This is a genomic window from Marinagarivorans cellulosilyticus, assembly GCF_021655555.1.
GTDB classification, from domain to species: Bacteria; Pseudomonadota; Gammaproteobacteria; order Pseudomonadales; family Cellvibrionaceae; genus Marinagarivorans; species Marinagarivorans cellulosilyticus.
This window is the reverse complement of record NZ_AP023086.1, coordinates 706790-724641: the sequence shown is the minus strand read 5'-3', so window position 1 is coordinate 724641 and position 17852 is coordinate 706790. Positions and strand designations below refer to the sequence as shown.

Below are 17852 nucleotides of genomic sequence, written 5' to 3'. Positions count from 1 at the left end.
CTCGAGGAACCAGCCCCCTTTTTACGTGCGAAATCGGTCACTTTTCAACCAAAATTAAGATTGCTCTCTTTATCTGCCAAAATATGGACGCAATAAAAGGCTAATATGCATTTAAGTCTAAAGGCTTTTTCATTTAAGCAGCTAAAATAAAGGGCCGAGCTGTTATGCGGCAATACAACAGTTCCATAACAATAATAAAACCGAAGTAGATAGATTCTCATAAGGATCCATATGATTAGCCTATTACTCAGCCTTTTAAGTCTTCTCAAAAAAGCCTCGCGACCACTTTTGTTACTTTGCCTCGCAATTGCCAGCGCAATGCTAATTACCCTGTCTATAGGCAAGCTTTACCAAAACTGGGATACCGACCCCAACCGCGGGGCTATCGCGATGCCTAGCGGGGCCCTTGGCGAAAGCTACCCCACACCGCGCTATTTAGAGCAAGGCTGGGATAACGCCGACAGCCTGTGGTTTTACAACACAACGCAAGGCTCTAACCTACTACCGTACGACCTTTTTATGGCTTTGGAGCAACCGGATTCCACTGAGCTATTTCGCGACAACGCCTTAATCGATAAGTATCGCTACTTGCCGCAAAAACCGACTTTCTTCAACCCCGATGGCCTTCCAGTTGGCTTTGTAAAAGACACCTACCAAGGCAAGTCCTACATTGGCCTCACCTGCGCGGCTTGTCACACAGGGCAAATAAATTACCGAGGTCAGGCGATTCGTATTGACGGTGGGCCAACTATGGCCGATATGCCAGGCTTCCTTGCTGAACTAGAAAGCAGCATGCGAAAAACACTGGTAACAGCCACAAAGTTAGAGCACTTTACCCAGCGCGTGTTAGCTCGCAATGGAGACTTCACGCAAAAAGACGAGGTTATTGCCAGCCTAAAAGAATGGGCAAATAACCTTATGCTTTATAACGGCGTTAACCATTCAACGGTGGAATACGGCTATGCACGGCTAGACGCCTTTGGCCGCATTTATAACCGCGTGCTTAAACATGTCATCAATAAAAAACAGGTTCACAGCTTACTGTTACTCGCCACCAACAAAGACCACAGCCGCATGCTTACCCCCGAGCAAGCCGCGCGCGTACTAGAGGGCGTAGATAAAACCATTATCGGCAACAAGAACTTTGCGGTTATTTTTGACCGCCTGCGCTCAACCAACCCCGGCTACCCAGGCCTTTCGCGCGAGCAGCTTTTTCGCTTACGCGATCTCATATTCAACGAGCCTAACGCCCCCGTAAGCTACCCGTTTTTATGGGATATTACCCATTCCGATTATGTGCAATGGAACGGCATTGCCAGCAATGCCGGCGTTGGGCCATTAGGGCGAAATGCCGGCGAAGTGATTGGCGTTTTTGGCACCCTAGATTGGACAGCACAAGAAGCAGGCTTTAGCTTGTCGGCTAAAATTTCTGGCCAGAGCAAAAAACAAAAGCGCGTAGACTTTAAATCCTCTATCGACCTCGTCAACCTTCGCCGGCTGGAACACCACTTACAGCGTTTAAAATCCCCCAAATGGCCAGAAGACATACTCGGCAAAATAGATAGAACAAAAGCAGCACGCGGCGAGCTCATCTACGAACGCTATTGCTTAAGCTGCCATGAAGTTATCGACCACAACAACTGGGATCGCGTGATCATTGCAAAGATGTCTGGCTTAGATGAAGTAGGCACAGACCCGCTGATGGCATTAAATAGCGTTAACTACACAGGAAAATCGGGCAACTTCAAGCACACAATTCAGCAGCAGCCAGCTGGTGGGTTATATATTCCTGAAGAAGCCCCCGTGGCCATGATACTTACCTCGGTTACACGCGGCACAGTAACAACACCAGACCCAGATAAATGGATTATTCGGCGCTGGCTCGACTGGCTTTATATGATGGCCTCCTCAGTTTTTGAAAACGAAATTGAGCGCACCATAAAAAACGGGAACTACCAGCCAGACACCACCGCCCAACCATTCAATTCTCTACTCGCATACAAAGCGCGATCACTGAATGGCATTTGGGCAACTGCACCCTATTTGCACAATGGCTCGGTACCTTCGCTTTACGAGCTATTACTCCCCAAAAAGCGCGCTGGCGACCCCGAAAACGGCCGCTACCGCCCAAACCGATTTGAAGTCGGCGCGCGCGAATTCGACCCGATAAAAGTCGGTTTTGTATCCTCAGGGTTTAACGGCTTTACCTTTGATACAACACTACCGGCCAATTTTAATACCGGCCATGAATATGCCGCAGGCCGAACAGCACAACTTAATGGTGAAGCGCTACCACCGCTAAGCGATGCCCAACGATGGGATTTAGTCGAATACCTAAAAACTCTTTAAGCCTTTATAAACGTGCCAGAGCTGATAAAGCAGTGCCACCTGTTAAGCCCCGCTTCAGCCGCCAGCACTTAAAATCAAGCGAAATAGACAATAGATAACCCTTGGAGCACTTATGCGTATGCAACGCCCTTTTACACTGGTACTGCTAGCACTGCTATTGACGCATTTAGCACCAACCGGAGCACTGGCAACCCCGTTATTTGAAGCGACCTATGAAGGGGAGTACTCCAATCTGAATATCACTATGACGCGCACACTCATAAAAAAGGGTAATCGCTACACGCTAAGCTCGAAGGCGAAAAGCTTTATGGCGAAAATCGAAGAAAATAGTGACTTTAGTATATTTAACAACACGTTACGCCCACACAAGTACAGTTATGAGCGCAAAATTTTTGGCGTAAAAAAGCAAGAGCAACTCGCATTCGATTGGGAAAGCCTCAGCGCCAGCTATACCAAAGGTAAAAAACACGAAGGCGCTCAAAGCCTAGTTCAAAAGGCACTAGATCCCACGCTTTATCAACTTCAGTTACAGCGTGACCTCGCGCAAAACCCACATCAAAAATCGTTTGATTACACCTTTGTACGTAGAAATCAAACAAAGCATTACCAGTTCAAGCGCGAAGCAGATACCAGCATGACCTTTAAAGGCAAACCTTACCCAGCGACCGTTTTAACCCGCACCGGTGACGGGGAAAAAGAAACAAAACTATGGCTTATTCCCGAACTGGCTTATGCGCTAGCCAAAATACGCCATACCGACGAAGACGGCGACACCTACGAGGTTTTACTCACACACTATTCCAACACCGATGCTTTTAAACAGTTCTTACAGGCACCACCGCTTAGACAATAATTCCATAACTTAACCACATTCAGTGCGCTAAGGTTATGACCACCTAAGACACCACAAAAAAGTAAGCAGTCACTCACCTTAAAGCCCCCGAATATATTACCTAAAATAAGCTGAAACAGTGCCTAAGACCATAAGTTATAAGCAATATAATCACTAAATATAACGTTATAACCTCGAGCGGCCACTTTCATTTAAGCTGTGTTTAACGAAGGCTCTTTACGCGCCAAACCACCATCTATTTTGGTGGCCAACGCAACGTGTAGCGCCTACCAAACACAAAATCACCGCATATTGTGCTGCTTCACCAGCACAGAGGTAACGCGAATGCCCACAGCGATTAAAATAACCGCTAGCATCCTGCAACAACAGCGAGGCTTTGCATTCGTACTACTTTTTATTGCAGGCATCTGTGCACTGCTTAAATCCCCCATTTGTGTAGCCAGCGATGGACACCTACCCAAGTTCACCTTCAGCGGCACAGCCAATAACCAAACACCCGAATTTCCTAGCCACTTCTGGAACAAAAACCGCCGCAGTACCGATCTTCATCTGCTGTCGCCAAAGCTAATGAATACCGACCAGCTGTTGGCCTCCGCACGCAGTATTCGCGATAAAGCAACCAGCGAAAGCCAACGCATACTGAATAATGTTTGGCTAACCATGGAGCAAAGCAAACGATACGAAGGCGCAAAAGCGCTAGGCAAAGTTCTTTCGCTAGGCTACTTTTCGTACCGCCGAGCACTAACGCCAGCCGAAATAAACAACCCTCTATTTTCTGTGCTTGATATATTCAGCGAAGACACCCTAATTACCCACTTCAAAAATTATGATGTGGAGTTTTCCAGTAAGACCATTTTATTTAGTATTAGAAAAGAAATGTAAAGACGAAGCACTCAGCTGCGAATACAGAAACAACAAAATACTTTTTTCGCAATAAAACGCTTGACCAATCAGAAGCTTATCCGTAATATGCGCGACCTCGACAGGGCAAGTACAGCCTTTAGAGGAAAGACGCGCTCGTAGCTCAGCTGGATAGAGTACCTGGCTACGAACCAGGCGGTCGGAGGTTCGAATCCTCCCGAGCGCGCCATTATTCATAAAAAAGCCGATACTTTCGAGTATCGGCTTTTTTATTGCCGAAAATTCTTACTCATAATATTTTGAGCAACAAAAAAGCCCAAGGATATTTATACCCTTGGGCCAAAGTGCCTACAAATAAAAAAGTACCCGCAAGTAAAAAAGCACCTACAAATAAAACAGCTTCTAGATATCGATCCCGGCGTAATCCTGTGCAGCAAACAACATGGCGCGCGGCTCTTCATCACCCGTTTTACCGAGCATGGCCGGCAGCAATGCGCCAGGCAATACAGAAGCCACATCGTTCCATGCCTCGGGGCCACCCAAATCTGTGCGACACCAACCAGGGTCCAACAAATTAGCCAGCACGCCAGTATTGGCCATTTCTACCGCGAGATCCCGCGTATACTTATCGAGAGCAGCCTTGGTAATGCTGTAAGCATCCAAATTGGGCGTATCCTTAATGCCGGAGGTGGTATTAATAATCCGGCCAAACTCGCGCGCCTTCATGCGCGGCGCAAAGTAGTTACACAATTGAATAACGGCATAAACATTCACTTGAAAGCTGCGGTAATAATCTTCGACAGGCACCTCGAAGATATTTAAAAATTGCGTCATTATGGCAGCGTTATTGTAAAGAATATCAATACCACCACTAAGCGACTCAGCCTGTTCAGCCATAGCAGCAATGCTTTCTGGACGCTCTAAATCGGCAGCCACCTGATGAACACTAACGCCTTTACCTTCGAGTAATGCCATAGTTGCCGCTTGATTCGCAATATCGCGCGACTGAATCACCAAATTCACACCCTTATTAGCTAACCCCAGCGCAATTTGCTGCCCTACCCCGCGGCTTGCTCCCGTAACCAAAGCCCACTTGCCACTAATTTTTACGGTCATACGCTTCTCCTCTATTATTTTTATTGCTAGATAACTTTAAATGCTACCACGCACAAGAGGGCGTACATCATTAAAATAAAAGTCTCGTAACTGTTGGTGCAGCTCTTTGGATAGTGGCGGCAATACAGCAGCGGCGGCGTTTTGCTGTACTTGCTCAACACTGCTGGCACCAGCAATCACCGAACTCACCTGCGGGTGGTCCAAAACCCAACGCAACGCCAATTGGGACATGGGCACACCCGATGGCAAAATGGCTTTTAACTTTTCAACTAGCGCAACCCCATTTTCTAGACCCAAGCCCGAAAAGGTTTCCCCAACATTAAAGGCTTGGCCATCGGCATTAAAGTGGCGGTGATCGCTGCGATCAAAATGTGTTTGCTCAGTAAACTTACCAGTTAATAAGCCGCTTGCCAGTGGCAAACGCGCAATAATGCCCACACCAGCTTCCGCGGCGGCTGGCAATAATTCATCAACAGCATCCTGCCTAAAGATATTCAAAATGATTTGCAACGAAGCTAAATTGGGCCGCTTTAAACATTCGAGTCCCTCTTCAACAGTTTCAACACTAGCACCATAGTGCTTAATCAAACCCTCAGAGCGGAAGTCTTCCAACCAACGCCAAACCTGATCCCCCTTCAACACCTCAAACGGAATACAGTGAAGCTGAACTAAATCGAGCGAACTGACCTGCAAGCGCTCGAGCGTACCCTCAATACTTCTGCGCATGCGATCATACTGGTGACCACTGGGGTGCAGCTCGCTATTGCGCCCAACCTTGCTGACGATAACTCGCGTCCCAGGGTTCTGCCGCTGCCAGGCGCCCATGCGGCTTTCACTCAAACCAGAACCATAAACATCAGCGGTGTCCCAGAAATGTACACCGCACTTATCTGCCGCAGCCAACACCGAGAAGGCCCGAACATTATCCACTGGGCCAAAGTCACCGCCCAACTGCCAGCAACCCAAGCCAATAGCCGATGTCACTAAGCCACTTTTTCCAAGCAACCGCTTTTCCATCACGCTAGGGGTACAATCAATCGTATCCATAAGCTTTATTCACCTCATAAATTGTTCACAAATAAACGATGGCGCTAGCGTAACGATACGACAACTGTTTATCATCACCCTCAAAGTTAAAAGATTGTTTACATATGAAAACAGAAAATCTAAAGCGCATTGCAGCACTGATTGCCGTTGCCGACAACCAAAGCTTAACGCTTGCGGCGGATAGATTAGGCTGCTCTAAAGCTTATCTTAGTCAGCAGATAAAAAAACTTGAAGCCCACTACCAAGTTCAGTTATTCCATCGCACAACCCGCCAACTGAAATTAACGGTGGCAGGCAGTGCATTTGTGAATGAGTGCAGACAAGCGATTCAGCTGGTAGAGCAAGCCGAGACCAACCTTCAAGCCGTTCAAGCAAGCATCAGCGGGGTGATTCAAATCACATCCGTCGGCGGTATTTTTGGCGAGCAATATATTGCCCCCGCAATAATGAGCTTTATGCAACAACACCCCAATATTCAGGTGCTGCTGGACTTCAGCTCTACCCACCAAAACTTAATTGCTAGCCAATTCGATATGGCTATTCGCATGGGCCCTTTGGACGACTCTTCCTTGGTTGCCAGGCAACTCTGCCTTTACCGTCCCACAATGGTTGCAAGCCCGAAATACCTAGAATCTTATGGCGAGCCGCAACACCCTAGAGAGCTAGCCAAACACCGTATTATTGCGGGCAGCCTGACGAACTGGAGCTTTACCAAAGGGCAAGAACATTGCGAATATAAAGTGCAGCCGCAACTTAGCTGCGCCAATGGCCATATCATGATGGCAGCTTGCGAGGAAGGGCTTGGCATTGGCAGACTGCCATCATTGTATGTAGAGGAGGCCATTAAACATGGGCGACTCGTCGCCATTATGCAAGATTGGCATCAACAAGAAAGCCCCTGTAACATTGTTTACCCGCCAGGCAGGTACCGGTTAGAGCGCGTTAAACTGCTTGTAGAATGGATACTTCAACACCATAAAAGCACAACGAAAAAGCCCCCGTATTAACGAGGGCTTTTATATAACATACCGGCAAATCTAATCGAAACTTAGGTAGCGGCTATTCTCACCAACCCAGCGGCGCTTGCGATCACCTTTAAACTGATAGGCCAATGTTAAGCCGGCATGTCCGCCACCCTGAAAATAAGACAGTTTGAAGTTGTGAGTGCCTTCGTCCAGCTCGACTCGGCAACGCTGGGTAGCATAGGGGCGATCTTTTTCGAAAGCGCACAACCGCTTGCCGTCAACATCCAAAGAAAAGCCATCATCACTACCTGGGATAAAGTAATAAACGCCAGCTTTTTTCACGGTGAAGTCAGATTCAACATCAATAAAAAATGTATCGCCAAAACCAATAACCCCAAGCTTAGGATGCACTATTCGTGCACCATCTTTTAGCATTAGCTTATCTACCCATACTGTTTGGCTTCTTGCTATATCGCGCTCTTGCGATACCGTCTTAATGGGCACTTTATTTTTATGGATCTGCAATGCAAACACTTTATCCACCATTGGCGGCGTGGAATGATAAATCGCAACGCCCAAAAACAATGCCATTAAAGCTGAAAACCCAACTTCTTTTGGCTTTTCCAATGTTAGCGCCAGCGCACAGTGCGCCCACTGAATTAATTTACTCATAGCGTTACCTCACCACCTCGATATCCCAAAGAGAAAACCAATTACGCAGCTCAAATTGAGATTCTGTAATGGGTATTCCAAATGTAAACGGTGAGAAATACGCAAACATAGCCACCACAAGAACCCCTAAAACACCCAGGTTAACCCAAGTTAAGCGCGAGCCTTGCTGCAATGGCTCCTTAAAGATATAAGCAAAAAGTAACGCCGCATTAATAATGCCAAACAACAAAGGCACAAAGTAATGGTAAAGGTACATCACCCGGTCAATTTGGGCGATGGCAATCATGTAACTGAGATACATACCAGTAAAATACAGTATGTACATAAACAGCCGCTCATCCTTTATCGGCAAGTCAAAAATAAACCGCCCCAAAATTAAACTAATAGAGACCAGTATTCCCAACACAACCGTCAACCAAATGAGCGGGTTGCCCACTAAATAGGAGTAGCTAACTTTGGTTACGCCATCTACATTATTTTTACTCCAGCGGTAATTAATACCCTTACCGCCAAAAGGCCATTTAGCGTAGTAACTTCCGTTTTCGGTTTCTTTACAGATATCCAAGCGCGGCACACCATCAGCATACTCAGACATATAGCGCAAATTATCTTTAAAGCCTAAACGAAAAGTCGTAAAGCTAAAGCCACCATTATTTTTAAGGGAAGTTAAATATTCAGGTGACGCCTTGTACTTCTTTGTAGGCTCTACATGCGTGCCCATCCCGATATGCACATAAAACACCAACAAAAACACTGCGGCTAAACCACCAAAAAACGCCAAACTGCCCAGAACCGTTCGCTCGACAACCGGCAAAAACTGCTTATCGAGTAGCTGCTTACCTTTATCTTCAAGTAACAACATGCCCAATAATAAAATTGACACCAACCCATTGACCTTTGTTGCCACCTCAAGCCCAACGCTTAAACCTAGAATTAAATAGTGCTTTACAGTAATAGGCTTGTCACTGGTGACCGTGCGAACGAAATACCAAATCGATAACAGAATGAAAAAGAACTGAATCCCCTCAAGCATGACAGCACGCGAGTGCAAAACCATTGCATTATCAAAAATGACAAACAGCGAAAAGACAAAGGCAACTGGGCGATAACGGATAATCCGAAATAAGATCTGATAGAGAAACCAAACTGAAAGCGCCATCATCAAGGCTGATGGCAGTCGATAAGCCCAAAATTCCATGCCCTTAGGCATATCACTACCCTTGAGGTAATCCGTCTTTAATAGCGAAGATAAATCAACATCTTCGTTCGGATTAAAAAACGCCTCACTCAAGCCCTGTAACATTTTACCTAGCGGCGGGTGCGGCTCCATGTACATCATGCCATCGACATGCTTTTGCGCCGAGACAACATGATAATTCTCATCCCAAAACATCGATTTGGGATATTGAAGGCCAGTAAGATAGACCAGTAGCGACATTGCCAGCAAAAGGCCAGGAACCAGCCATGACTTATGCCGCCCACAAAAGGCGAGAAGGGGGTTTTGAACAGTCATTGTTATTTTCGAGAACCGTAAAAAAAGAAGGCGCCACCTTAGCAATCCAAGGGGACGCCCTCAACTATTTAGCTGTGACAAAATGTAAAGGTGAGACTTGCAGCCCCATATCAAACTCGTTTTTCACATTCCTAGTCTGGCAGCGTGACATTAAGCTCGAGCACAGCACAATCGCCATTATTCTCAAGCTGCACCTCTATGCTATTAGTATCTATATCCACGTACTTTCGGACCACTTCCATAATATCTTTCTGTAAATCAGCCAAGTACTCTGGCTGCGCCCGCTTCGAGCGCTCATGGGCGACAATAATCTGCAAGCGCTCTTTTGCAATTGATGCTGTATCTTGCTTATTGCGCGTAAAGTAATCAAAAAAACTCATGCACTCCTCCTGCTAAATAACCGTTTGAACAGTCCCTTATGCTCAGGCATCAAAAAACGGTGCTCCACTTCTTCACCCAAAAGGCGAGAAACTGCATCGCCATAGGCCAAGCCCGCGCGACTTTGATCATCATGAATCACTGGCACACCTTGGTTAGAAGCCTTAAGTACCGAGGTACACTCAGGAATCACACCCAATAGCTTCGTTGCCAAAATCTCTTCAACATCACTAACCGCAAGCATCTCACCCTTTTCGACACGCTCGGGGTTATAGCGTGTTAACAATAGGTGCTCTTTGACTGTTTCACCCTGCTCAGCCTTGCGCGACTTACTTTGCAAAATGCCAAGTATGCGGTCAGAGTCGCGCACCGAAGACACTTCTGGGTTGGCAACAACAATAGCTTCATCGGCAAAATACATCGCCATGAAAGCCCCGTGCTCAATGCCTGCCGGCGAATCACATATAATAAACTCAAAACCATCGTCGGCCAGCTCTTTGAGCACCTGCTCGACCCCCTCTTGCGTTAACGCATCCTTATCTCGCGTTTGTGATGCCGGCAATATATAGAGGTTTTCGCAGCGCTTATCTTTAATTAATGCTTGCCGCAAAGTCGCCTCACCATTAATCACATTCACAAAGTCGTACACTACGCGGCGTTCGCAGTTCATTACAAGGTCCAGGTTACGCAAGCCGATATCAAAATCGATAACGGCCGTCTTGTGACCCGCCATTGCTAAACCACTACTTATTGCAGCACTCGACGTTGTTTTACCTACGCCACCTTTGCCCGAAGTCATCACAATTACTTTGGCCACAAAAAAACCCTTTATAAATGTTTAAGAAAATAGTCCAGTAATCGACTCAACCTGAAGTTGGTCGCCATCAAAATGAATTTGCGCAGCCACTTTCCAGCAGGATTCGCGCAAATTTTCGTCAATCATAAAGTGCCCAGCAATAGAAACCAACTCAGCCTCTTGGCTCATACAAAAAATACGCGCCGATTCATCGCCTTGCACGCCAGCCAATGCTCGCCCGCGCATAGGGCCATACACATGTATATTACCCACAGCCAGTAGCTCTGCACCCGCAGATACTGGCGCTAGCACAATTAAATCGCCTTCAGAGAATATCTGCTGACCAGAACGTATCGGAGTATTGACGGTTTTTGTTAATCCTGCCACTTTTCTTTCAGCAGTAGCTGCGGCCTCAGGCGCATCCCCAGCCGTTACAGCCGGCTCCGGGGTCTGATGATCTCCTTTTTTACCTCTCACCTTACCCGCAGGAAAGTGAGCGAGCGCGTGCTGAGCACAAAATGTTACGGCTATATCATCTCCGCCCTTTAACCCAACCAACCTAAAATCAAGTTCGCGACATAGGGTTAACAAACCTGATAACAAAGCCGCCTCTAGCCCCTCTAGCGCCTCGACGCTTAATACTATTGGGCTACCCATAAAAAAGTCTGGGGAAGCCTCCACCTTGCGCCGTAACTCACTATCAATATCAGCAAAATCACTACTGCGAAGCTCTAGCAGCGTCATAGGAAGTAACGCGCCCTTAATTGCAAAACTTTCCGGCCGCGCACTCACCGCCGAAGCGCCATCAAAAGCCATACTTTCTTCCTGTATTACTACTTAATAAAAATTGATCACGGTTATAAACCTTTCCGAACAGATACACAAGTAAGACCAAGGGTTCCAATTAAAAAAAGACAAAACCAAGAAAAAACGTCTATGGTTAAGTGCGCAGGGGTTTTTAGGGCTTTTTTCTTACTTTTTTTTACCGTATCCTAGCCCCGTCCATACACTGAGTGCTGCGCACATGCAATGCATGCGCTAACTTCACTTATTAATAATAATGAACTACTTTTGTATCTAAAGCATACGCTAACAAATACGAAACCATGTTTTACGGACCTATTCCAATAAGGCTTAAGCATTAAACTTTGAAGGGGGAGCTACAGCCATGACAATAAAAACTCACACAGGACGCAGACTATTTAAGCGTTCAACCATCGCCGCTTGCGTAATGGCTGCATCTGCAGCACATGTACAAGCGCAAGAAGCCAATAGCGACGACCCAGCATTGCTGGAAGAAGTTGTTGTTTATGGTATTAAGCAAAGCTTGCAAAATGCACAAGATATTAAGCGTGATGCTACGACCGTGAAAGATGTAATCACAGCATCCGATATTACATCGCTGCCTGATAAGTCTGTAGTCGAAGCTCTTGCACGGGTTCCAGGGGTTGTTGTCGAAAAGTTCGCCGCGACAAGCGATTCAGACCACTTCTCGGGTGAGGGCTCTGCAGCGCTGGTTAGGGGTTTAAACCGAGTTCGCACTGAGTTTAACGGCCGAGGCGCATTTAACGCGGGCCTTGGCGGCAGCTTGAATCTTGGTGATATTCCGCCCGAGTTAGTTAAAAGCATTGAGGTCATTAAAAACCAGACAGCCTCTACAACCGAGGGCGGCATCGCCGGCACGATCAACATCGTGACAAGAAAGCCTCTTGATTCAGATGGCTTAGTGCTTGGCGGTTCAGTAAAAGCAGTTTACGCCGACCTTATTGGTGAAACGTCTCCCGAGCTATCGGGCATCTTTTCTAACTCGATAGATACAGACACTGGCCGATATGGCTTTATGCTAAATTTATCAAGCTCAGAGTTCCAGTCTCGCGTTGAGCAAGTTGCTTACCACAACTTTTATGAGAGAAGTGCTCGTGGCGTTGACGCTAGCACTGTGACAGGCACAGACCGTAACGGCGACCCTATATACGACAACATAGAACCAACTGTTGATAATGGTTTTGCCGGCCAGCCAATAGCCAACGATCTTAATGGCACTTATTACATGCCGCCTTCAGTTAGAATTGGGCGCCAGGACTCTTTACGTGATCGCCTTGGCATTGCTGCTGCCGTGCAATGGGAAAGCCCCAGCGAAGAAGTCTTAGCAACATTTGAATATATTAGCTCCGATTCAAAAATGACATGGAGCGAGCGCGCAATTGAAAACGCTGACAGCCTAGGCGATCAGGTTGATAACCGCAACAACGGCCTCCCGCTGGGAGTAAATTCTGGAAGCCCGCTTGACAGCTTTGGAAGTGATGGTCTGTTCAGCGGTGGCGTTATTGGTAGCGGGAACGGTTACCTCGCTCTGACGCGAGCCCACGAAGAAGAAAACCGCATTGAAGACTACAGCGCAAATATTGTTTTTAACCCAGATAACGGGCCGCTAACTATCGAAACGGATTTGCAATACATCGGTACGGAAGCGTCTCTTCATGATTTCAGCATCATGAATCGATTCACATCGGATGTAGCCGTGAGCGGCGGAGATACACCAACGATGGCCTTCCTTGGTCCTGATGTCGGCACTAATCCGCTTACGCCGAATTACGCCGCTCTTAATGACTTATCAACATATGTGGTGCGATCAGCAATGGACGCACAACAAGATGCCAAAGGTAAACAGCTAGCATTCGCGCTTGATGGCGAGTACGAGTTTGACGAAGGGTTTATCACCAGTGTTCAAGGCGGTGTACAGTTCACCGAGCGAGAACAATCGATCAAAGACGCGGACTATGACTGGGGCCTCGTTTCCCCCGAGTGGAGCGCTACTGCGGCGACGCTTGAAGAGTTCCCAGAGCTTGCCGAACGTGTAGATTTTGGTAGTGACCATGCGGATGGGGCTTTAGGAGGCCAAACAGCGTTTTATTTCCCAACGCTAGGTTTTGCTGAAAACAAGGAGGCCTTCGAAGACTACATCAATCAACCAGTACAACGAACGGTAGACGTCAATGGCGATGGCGTAGTAGACGAAAATGACGTTGCTCCGCTAAACTTTGAAGCTGGTGCAGCTGGTGACCCGTTTGTTAGTAACGCACGCCAAAACGAACGTGTAAACCCAGGCCTAAGACCCTATGCACCAAATCAAATTTTCGAGACAAGCGAAAAACGTCAAGCCGCTTATGTTCAGGTGAATTTTGAAAATAATGACTTACCTATCGAGATCGGTGGTAATGTTGGTTTGCGCTTCGTAAACATTCAGCTCGAAACCACAGGTTTCGTAGAATTTCAAGAGATTACTGGCGGGTTTCTGAATCCCGACCAGCAAGCACCTGGATTCGAGAATAACATAACCGACTCACAAAACGCGTTCCTAGATGGCTCCAGTGGCCCACTCGCAGCATCACCCGACGACTACTCAACAGTACTACCAAGCCTTAATGTTAAATTCGGTATTACTGATGATTTCTTGATTCGATTTGGTGCATCGAAAGCTATTTTTGTCCCTGAACTGCAGGACATCAGAAACGGCACAAGAATCAGCGCAACCACGCTCACCGAGAGAGTAGACCCAAATGACCCTGACTCAGACTATACCAGCGTTGAGGTATCCTCAATAAACGCTAGCACCGTTGGCGACTCTAACCCATTCCTACAACCGGAAGAGTCGGTGAATATTGATTTGTCAGCAGAATGGTATTTCTCTGATGTTGGCTCTTTGACGGGTGTCATTTTCACGAAGGACATCGATAACTTGATACGAATGGCGTCTTCTAGAGGCGTGTACACCAATCCGAACACTGGCGTATCGGAAGAAGTTATTTTCACATCGAAGGCCAACGTCGGTGAAGCCACAATTAACGGTTTTGAAATTGCCTATCAACAAGGTTTCGATATGCTGCCTGAACCCTTCGATGGCCTTGGCATGCAATTCAACTATACCTACCTAGACGCAGAGGAAGACGTCGGTGATGACCTCGATACCAGCACTTTTGGGGCATTCACAGACCTTCCACTAGAAGGGTTGTCTGAGAGCAACTACAACTTGGTTCTTTTCTATGAAAATGAACTATTCTCTACTCGCTTTGCCTACAACTGGCGCTCGGAATACCTGCTGAACTCTCGAGACGTGATTGCGAAAGCTCCGAAGTACAATGACGATCTTGGCTTCCTTGACTTTTCTGCAAACTACAACTTGACCGATCAGATAAAACTTGGCTTCAACATTAACAACGTGCTAAACACGCAAACTAAAACACTGCAACAAGTTACCCAAGCAGGTTTATTAGCGCCTCGTCAGTACATTGTTAATGATCGCAGGTTCACTTTTTCTGTAACTGGCAACTTTTAACGCCTGATTCAGATCAAGCACCACCTAAAAGCGCATGGCTAACACCATGCGCTTTTCTTTTATTTGGGCTTCACAAGTATTACCATTTACCCCTAAAGTTAAGAACTAGAGAAAGTTTATGCAACCTCCCATCGAGCACATTGTAATCGTCGGCGGAGGTACTGCCGGCTGGATGACGGCAGCCGCTTTATGCCACATCTTTGAGCATACTTCCCTTAAAGTTACCCTTATTGAATCTGACCAAATAGGCACAGTAGGTGTTGGCGAAGCCACTATTCCTCACTTGCGCTATTTCAACCAGCGCCTAGGTATCAATGAAGCCGAATTCATGCAGGCAACAAACGCCACCTACAAACTCGGTATTGATTTTATTAACTGGGGGCAAAAAGGCGAGAGCTACCTACACCCCTTTGGCGAATTCGGCAAAAGCATCGACGGAGTTCAATTCCACCATTACTGGCTAAAATATAGAGAATCTTACCCAGCCAGTGTTTTATTTGATTATTCGCTACCTTCCGTAGCAGCTCTTAAAGGTAGGTTCGACTACCCTTCTCGCGACCCTCGCTCATTACTTTCGTCCTACTCTTACGCCTTTCATATAGATGCCACACGCTATGCAAGCTTTTTAAGAGCCTATTGCGAGCCTAAAGGCGTAAACCGCATTGAAGGCAAAATTGTCGACATTCAACGCGACGGCAGTAGCGGTGATATTCAAGTCTTAACGCTGGAATCTGGGCAAAGAATTTGTGCAGACTTTTTTATTGATTGCTCAGGTTTTAGAAGCCTGCTGCTCGGCAACACGTTGCAGTCTCGCTTTGATAGCTGGGCACATTGGCTACCCTGCAACCACGCAATTGCAATACCGACAGAAAAGTTTGGCACCCCCAAACCTTACACCAAAGCTATTGCTCACTCAGCAGGCTGGCAGTGGCAAATTCCATTACAAAACCGTGTTGGTAATGGTCATGTTTTTTGCGATGATTTTATGGACACCTCAGAGGCGGAGTCCATTCTTGAGCAGAGCCTACCGTCTGCACCACTAGCTAATTTCAACAATATTCGCTTTACCGCAGGTAGAAGGGAGCAAACATGGAAAAACAACTGTGTAGGCATCGGCCTTTCCAGTGGCTTTTTAGAACCCTTAGAGAGCACTAGCATTTATCTGATTCAAGTCGCCATTATGAAGCTGATCGAACTATTCCCGCGTAAAGCAGGCTCGGCAAGCCTAAGAGAAGAGTTCAACCAGCAAATGAGGCTTGAGTACGAAAGAATCCGAGATTTCCTGATATTACACTACAGCGCAACTCGCCGTGATGACTCCGATTTCTGGAACCATATGCGAACATTAGACAGGCCTGACAGCCTTAAATTGCGCATGGAGACCTTTCAAGAGACTGGATACGTTGATCATTACGAGCAAGGTCTTTTTTTAGTGCCTAGCTGGATTGCAGTTTATATCGGACAAGGAATAATCCCCAAGAATTACGCCCCTGAAGTCGATGAGAAAGAAAACACACAAATTTCTCAGATGATGTCGCACTTCCATACTAATATCAAAAACGCAGCTGAATCGCTCAACACACATAAGCAAAGCCTTGAAAGACTCAACACATCCAACGAAGCTAATTGGCCTGAAGCCTCAATGAGTTTGTACGGAGTATTTTCGTAATGATTGAAAAAACGAAGTTACCTGTCTATAGCGTACAAATTGTTGGGCAGGGGTATGCCCCCTTGCTGGCCGCAATAACTCTAAAAAAGCGCCATCCCCTCAAATTTCATATCGAGGTACTATCTTCGCCTTTAGAAGACACCCAAAAACTAACCTCAACGGGCAATTATTTTAGGGAGTTTCATAATTGGCTAGACATCAACGAACATAAGTTCTTGAGGGCAACAAAAGCAGATTTACAACACGCGATCAACATTAAAAGTGATGGCGATATCGGCTACTTTTCCGAGAGCCCAACCGGCCTGATGATTGAGAACACTCGCTTCCAACACCTCTTTAATTATGCTGCCGCCCAAGAGGATCAGTACCACGATTATAATCTTGGCATTAAGGTTCATAAAAACGGCCGCTTTACACCACCTTCAAATAACAAAAAATCCCTATTCAATCAATTAACCTACGGCTACATTTTTCAAGACCAAGCTTACTACCATTTTCTGCTCTCAGAGGCGCAAGCGCTCGACATTAAAATTACTCCCTCCCCTACAGCACCCAGCCTTTCTGCGGACTTAACGATTTTTACTGACGTCCCCAGAGCAGACAAAAAAAAATATTATCAGCCACTACTGAAAGGCTTGTCTTCAGAAACGCACTACGAGAAAGGACCGCATCATGGTAGCACTATCCATTTAAAGCCTGAACTCAGACATGATTTGAAACACAACGGCATTAATGAAAATACAGTTTATTCGGCTCAAGCCAACCAATCGAGTTTTGGGTATCATGAGAAGTCATTTCACGGAAAAACCTTACTTTTAGGAAGTGCATATGCAGACCTTCCAGGGCTAATCATTGATCCAGTATTTTCACTGCAGAGCCAACTTATGAGCTTTTGCAAACTGTCGAGATTAACAACTTCTGCTGCCCAAGCCCAGATATTCAACCGAAATACACAAAGAGAAATACAATCCCTTGCAGAAATTGATGAAGCTGTTATGTACGCGGCTAACTTAGGTAACATCAATTACACCCCAGAAACTTTGCATCGCATTAAACTTTTTTCTGCGAGTGGGTCTATCACTCAAATAGACGGAGGCTACATGACTGAATGCACCTGGCTATCCCTGCTCTATGCGATATTAGGTCGCCCCAAGTCTTTTCCTGCTCCGGCAGAAGCACTTTCACGAAACGATATGCGACAAAGACTTGCCAAAGTAAAAAAAACCATCAGCGAAGCGGCCAACAAACCACCTTTGTACACAAATTTCTTACACTCAACCCAAAAAGATAATTAAGC

At 46.4% G+C, this 17852-nt stretch carries 14 protein-coding genes and 1 tRNA gene; 8 read left to right on the top strand and 7 right to left on the bottom strand.

Going from position 1 to position 17852, the window contains the following annotated elements:
- Positions 1-231: 231 nt before the first annotated feature.
- The 4 genes from MARGE09_RS02760 to MARGE09_RS02745 all read left to right on the top strand — a co-directional run bounded on the left by MARGE09_RS02760 (position 232) and on the right by MARGE09_RS02745 (position 4292).
- A complete protein-coding gene (locus tag MARGE09_RS02760) occupies positions 232-2349 on the top strand; it encodes a di-heme-cytochrome C peroxidase (protein WP_236985830.1) in 2118 nt (705 codons plus the stop codon).
- A gap of 112 nt (positions 2350-2461) precedes the next feature.
- Complete coding sequence (locus tag MARGE09_RS02755; RefSeq protein ID WP_236985829.1) at positions 2462-3202, top strand: DUF3108 domain-containing protein; 741 nt, start codon at positions 2462-2464, stop codon at positions 3200-3202.
- Positions 3203-3526: 324 nt separating this feature from the next.
- Positions 3527-4084, top strand: coding sequence for a hypothetical protein (locus MARGE09_RS02750; protein WP_236985828.1), 558 nt, complete (start codon positions 3527-3529; stop codon positions 4082-4084).
- 131 nt (positions 4085-4215) lie between these two features.
- Positions 4216-4292: transfer RNA gene (locus MARGE09_RS02745), tRNA-Arg, on the top strand.
- A 173-nt stretch (positions 4293-4465) separates the two neighbouring features.
- Here the strand turns inward: MARGE09_RS02745 and MARGE09_RS02740 are convergent.
- A complete protein-coding gene (locus MARGE09_RS02740; RefSeq protein WP_236985827.1) occupies positions 4466-5179 on the bottom strand; it encodes an SDR family NAD(P)-dependent oxidoreductase in 714 nt (237 codons plus the stop codon).
- Between the two features lie 36 nt (positions 5180-5215).
- Positions 5216-6226: an aldo/keto reductase gene (locus MARGE09_RS02735; protein ID WP_236985826.1), complete on the bottom strand. Its 1011-nt coding sequence runs from the start codon at positions 6224-6226 to the stop codon at positions 5216-5218.
- Between the two features lie 104 nt (positions 6227-6330).
- Here MARGE09_RS02735 and MARGE09_RS02730 point away from each other — a divergent pair, with 104 nt between their 5' ends.
- The gene (locus tag MARGE09_RS02730; protein ID WP_236985825.1) at positions 6331-7233 is read left to right on the top strand and encodes a LysR family transcriptional regulator; all 903 of its coding nucleotides are present in this window, start codon (positions 6331-6333) and stop codon (positions 7231-7233) included.
- Positions 7234-7263: 30 nt separating this feature from the next.
- Here the strand turns inward: MARGE09_RS02730 and MARGE09_RS02725 are convergent, their stop codons facing one another.
- From MARGE09_RS02725 to minC, 5 genes are all read right to left on the bottom strand, one after another.
- Positions 7264-7863 carry a PA14 domain-containing protein gene (locus MARGE09_RS02725; protein ID WP_236985824.1) on the bottom strand — a complete coding sequence of 200 codons (600 nt, stop codon included), beginning with the start codon at positions 7861-7863 and terminating at the stop codon, positions 7264-7266.
- Positions 7864-7867: 4 nt separating this feature from the next.
- Complete coding sequence (locus MARGE09_RS02720) at positions 7868-9376, bottom strand: phospholipid carrier-dependent glycosyltransferase (RefSeq protein WP_236985823.1); 1509 nt, start codon at positions 9374-9376, stop codon at positions 7868-7870.
- A 131-nt stretch (positions 9377-9507) separates the two neighbouring features.
- Entirely contained in the window at positions 9508-9756 is a 249-nt protein-coding gene (gene minE, locus MARGE09_RS02715; protein ID WP_236985822.1) for a cell division topological specificity factor MinE, read from the bottom strand.
- Positions 9753-10571: a septum site-determining protein MinD gene (gene minD / locus MARGE09_RS02710; RefSeq protein ID WP_236985821.1), complete on the bottom strand. Its 819-nt coding sequence runs from the start codon at positions 10569-10571 to the stop codon at positions 9753-9755. The genes minE and minD overlap by 4 nt, the downstream gene beginning before the upstream one ends.
- Positions 10572-10592: 21 nt before the next feature.
- The gene (gene minC / locus MARGE09_RS02705; protein WP_236985820.1) at positions 10593-11366 is read right to left on the bottom strand and encodes a septum site-determining protein MinC; all 774 of its coding nucleotides are present in this window, start codon (positions 11364-11366) and stop codon (positions 10593-10595) included.
- A gap of 352 nt (positions 11367-11718) precedes the next feature.
- Here minC and MARGE09_RS02700 point away from each other — a divergent pair, with 352 nt between their 5' ends.
- From MARGE09_RS02700 to MARGE09_RS02690, 3 genes are all read left to right on the top strand, one after another.
- Complete coding sequence (locus tag MARGE09_RS02700) at positions 11719-14886, top strand: TonB-dependent receptor (RefSeq protein WP_236985819.1); 3168 nt, start codon at positions 11719-11721, stop codon at positions 14884-14886.
- Between the two features lie 118 nt (positions 14887-15004).
- The gene (locus MARGE09_RS02695) at positions 15005-16555 is read left to right on the top strand and encodes a tryptophan halogenase family protein (protein ID WP_236985818.1); all 1551 of its coding nucleotides are present in this window, start codon (positions 15005-15007) and stop codon (positions 16553-16555) included.
- Positions 16555-17850, top strand: a complete 1296-nt coding sequence (locus tag MARGE09_RS02690) for a tryptophan 7-halogenase (RefSeq protein WP_236985817.1) — start codon at positions 16555-16557, stop codon at positions 17848-17850. Before MARGE09_RS02695 ends, MARGE09_RS02690 begins: the two co-directional genes overlap by 1 nt.
- Positions 17851-17852 lie beyond the last annotated feature (2 nt).

What these genes read in the sequence shown, in the direction of transcription:
- MARGE09_RS02760 (WP_236985830.1), top strand. Translation starts at nt 232, where the DNA reads ATGATTAGCCTATTACTCAGCCTTTTAAGTCTTCTCAAAAAAGCCTCG.
- MARGE09_RS02755 (WP_236985829.1), top strand. Translation starts at nt 2,462, where the DNA reads ATGCGTATGCAACGCCCTTTTACACTGGTACTGCTAGCACTGCTATTG.
- MARGE09_RS02750 (WP_236985828.1), top strand. Translation starts at nt 3,527, where the DNA reads ATGCCCACAGCGATTAAAATAACCGCTAGCATCCTGCAACAACAGCGA.
- MARGE09_RS02740 (WP_236985827.1), bottom strand. Translation starts at nt 5,179, where the DNA reads ATGACCGTAAAAATTAGTGGCAAGTGGGCTTTGGTTACGGGAGCAAGC.
- MARGE09_RS02735 (WP_236985826.1), bottom strand. Translation starts at nt 6,226, where the DNA reads ATGGATACGATTGATTGTACCCCTAGCGTGATGGAAAAGCGGTTGCTT.
- MARGE09_RS02730 (WP_236985825.1), top strand. Translation starts at nt 6,331, where the DNA reads ATGAAAACAGAAAATCTAAAGCGCATTGCAGCACTGATTGCCGTTGCC.
- MARGE09_RS02725 (WP_236985824.1), bottom strand. Translation starts at nt 7,863, where the DNA reads ATGAGTAAATTAATTCAGTGGGCGCACTGTGCGCTGGCGCTAACATTG.
- MARGE09_RS02720 (WP_236985823.1), bottom strand. Translation starts at nt 9,376, where the DNA reads ATGACTGTTCAAAACCCCCTTCTCGCCTTTTGTGGGCGGCATAAGTCA.
- minE (WP_236985822.1), bottom strand. Translation starts at nt 9,756, where the DNA reads ATGAGTTTTTTTGATTACTTTACGCGCAATAAGCAAGATACAGCATCA.
- minC (WP_236985820.1), bottom strand. Translation starts at nt 11,366, where the DNA reads ATGGCTTTTGATGGCGCTTCGGCGGTGAGTGCGCGGCCGGAAAGTTTT.
- MARGE09_RS02700 (WP_236985819.1), top strand. Translation starts at nt 11,719, where the DNA reads ATGACAATAAAAACTCACACAGGACGCAGACTATTTAAGCGTTCAACC.
- MARGE09_RS02695 (WP_236985818.1), top strand. Translation starts at nt 15,005, where the DNA reads ATGCAACCTCCCATCGAGCACATTGTAATCGTCGGCGGAGGTACTGCC.
- MARGE09_RS02690 (WP_236985817.1), top strand. Translation starts at nt 16,555, where the DNA reads ATGATTGAAAAAACGAAGTTACCTGTCTATAGCGTACAAATTGTTGGG.